Source organism: Mycobacterium sp. 1165178.9, assembly GCF_001673555.1.
Taxonomy (GTDB): domain Bacteria; phylum Actinomycetota; class Actinomycetes; order Mycobacteriales; family Mycobacteriaceae; genus Mycobacterium.
Window position 1 is genome coordinate 1 of the sequence record NZ_LZMB01000511.1, and the last position, 2,485, is coordinate 2,485.

Here is a 2,485-nt window from a genome sequence, read left to right on the forward strand (position 1 = left end):
CCTCATCGAACGACCCTTCGTCGTCACACCGAAGGGCACTCGGCTGGCCCGCCCGATCGACGCGGTCCGCGAGATTCTGTGAATCGGCTCGGCCGCCTCGTGGCCGCTGCCGCGATGGTTGCGGCGGCTTTCTTCGCCGCCGGCTGTGCACCGAAACCACCTGACTACCAATCGATCTTGTCGACGACATCGACGGCAACCACAACCAAGCCGGCCGAGAAGCCGGTTCCGCTGTCGCAGTATTTGCAAAGCATCGGGGTGACCGGAGAGCCGGTGGCACCGGGATCGCTGCCCGACCTGACGGTGTCGATCCCGACTCCCCCCGGCTGGTCGCCGTTCACCAGCCCGAACATCAGCCCGCAGACTCTCATCATCTCGCAGGGCGGCAAGTTCCCGACGGCAAGGCTGGTGGTGTTCAAGCTCAACGGCGACTTCGACCCGGCGCAGGTGATCAAGCACGGCAACGACGATGCGCAACTGTTCGCGAACTTCAAGCAGCTGGACGCCTCGGACGCGCCCTACAACGGCTTTCCCTCGTCGATGATCCAGGGCAGCTACGACCTCGACGCTGGTATGCGGCTGCACAGCTGGAACCGGATCGTCATTGCGACCGGATCGCCGCCCGCACGCCAGCGTTATCTGGTGCAGCTGACCATCACCGCCTTCGCCACTCAGGCGGCCGCGCAGTCGAGCGACATCGACAAGATCATTCACGGATTCGTCGTCGCGGCGAAGTGATTCAGGCGTGCCGGCGCTCGGCGGTCGCGCGCGCTTCGCGATTAGTGTTGTCTGCCATGACTGGCTGGACCGCCGCAGATCTACCGTCGTTCGCCGAACGAACCGTCATCATCACCGGTGCCAACAGCGGGCTGGGCGCCGTGACCGCCCGCGAGCTGGCGCGACGAGGGGCCACGATCGTCATGGCCGTCCGCAACATCCGCAAGGGCGAGACCGCGGCGCGTCAGATGGCCGGTCAGGTCGAGGTGCACGAGCTCGACCTGCAGGACCTGTCGTCGGTCCGCCGGTTCGCCGACGGGGTGACCCAGGCCGACGTGCTGATCAACAACGCCGGCATCATGGCCGCTCCCTTCGGGCAGACGGTCGACGGCTTCGAGACCCAGATCGGCACCAATCACCTCGGGCATTTCGCGCTGACCAACTTGTTGCTGCCCAAGCTGACCGATCGGGTGGTGACGGTGTCGTCGATGGCGCACTGGCCCGGGACCATCAACCTCGACGACCTGAACTGGCAGAACCGGCGCTACTCGGCGTGGCTGGCCTACAGCCAGTCCAAGCTCGCCAACCTGCTGTTCACCAGCGAGCTGCAGCGCCGCCTCGTCGCCGCCGGTTCCCCGCTGCGCGCGCTCGCCGCCCATCCCGGCTACTCGCACACCAACCTGCAGGGCGCCTCCGGCCGCAAGCTGGGTGACACGTTGATGTCGGCCGTCACGCGGGTGGTCGCGACGGACGCCGATTTCGGCGCGCGGCAAACCCTGTACGCGGCGTCCCAGGATCTGCCCGGCGACACCTTCGTGGGCCCGCGATTCGGTCAAATCGGCCGGACGCAACCGGTTGCCCGCAGCCGGCGTGCCCGGGACACGGCTACGGCCGCGGCGCTGTGGTCGCTGTCCGAGCAGCTCACGAAGACCCACTTTCCCCTCTGAGCACTTCGGTCACAGCGGCCACACAAATTCCTCGCCGGACTGATACGACTTTTGCAACATGCCCCCGGCGAGTGACGGTGTGACAAGACACTCGACCGGCCGCGAATTTCCCCTCTGAGGTGCAGATGCGCTAACCTGGCCGGGCGTCACGGCGAGGGTGGCTGGCTGGCCAGCACCGTTATCGACGGAGACCGACGAATCGTCGCGACCCCGGCCGTGCCCCGAAACACAGGCGAGCACACAGGAGCGACACGATGGCCAAGCAAGCACTCAACCAGTTGAAGGTCGCGGTCCGCGGCGAGACCGGCAAGGGTGCGTCCCGGCGGGCCCGCCGCGACGGCAAGATCCCTGCCGTCCTCTACGGCCATGGCGCCGCCCCGCAGCACCTGGAACTGCCCGGCCATGACTTCGCCGCCGTGCTCCGCCACGCCGGCACCAACGCGGTGCTGACCCTCGACATCGAGGGCAAGGAGCAGCTGGCCCTGACCAAGTCGCTCGACATCCACCCCATTCGCCGCACCATCCAGCACGCCGACCTGCTGGTCGTGCGTCGTGGCGAGAAGGTCGTCGTCGAGGTCCGCGTCGTCATCGAGGGCGACGCCGTGCCCGGCACCCTGGTGACCCAGGACGCCAGCACCATCGAGATCGAGGCCGACGCCCTGTCGATTCCCGAGCAATTGACGGTGTCGGTTGAGGGCGCCGAGCCAGGCACCCAGTTCTCTGCCGGACAGGTCGCCCTGCCCAAGGGCGTCAACCTGATCTCCGACCCGGAGACGCTGGTGGTCAACGTGGTCACCGCCCCGACGGAGGAGGAACTCGCC

At 67.3% G+C, this 2,485-nt stretch carries 3 protein-coding genes and 1 pseudogene; all 4 read left to right on the forward strand.

The annotated features are described in order from the left end of the window. A pseudogene (locus A5652_RS21725) lies at positions 1 to 82 on the forward strand (arsenate reductase (glutaredoxin)); the annotation flags it as partial. A 32-nt stretch (positions 83 to 114) separates the two neighbouring features. Then, entirely contained in the window at positions 115 to 738 is a 624-nt protein-coding gene (locus A5652_RS21730) for an LpqN/LpqT family lipoprotein (RefSeq protein ID WP_197514051.1), read from the forward strand. 56 nt (positions 739 to 794) lie between these two features. Next, a complete protein-coding gene (locus tag A5652_RS21735; RefSeq protein WP_067356546.1) occupies positions 795 to 1,664 on the forward strand; it encodes an oxidoreductase in 870 nt (289 codons plus the stop codon). Between the two features lie 254 nt (positions 1,665 to 1,918). Then, positions 1,919 to 2,485 (forward strand): 50S ribosomal protein L25/general stress protein Ctc (locus tag A5652_RS21740; protein ID WP_067356542.1); only part of this gene is annotated, 567 nt, incomplete at its 3' end.

Bases quoted from the DNA above. Each gene is read 5' to 3' on its own strand.
- A5652_RS21730 (WP_197514051.1), top strand. From the start codon at position 115: ATGGTTGCGGCGGCTTTCTTCGCCGCCGGCTGTGCACCGAAACCACCT.
- A5652_RS21735 (WP_067356546.1), top strand. From the start codon at position 795: ATGACTGGCTGGACCGCCGCAGATCTACCGTCGTTCGCCGAACGAACC.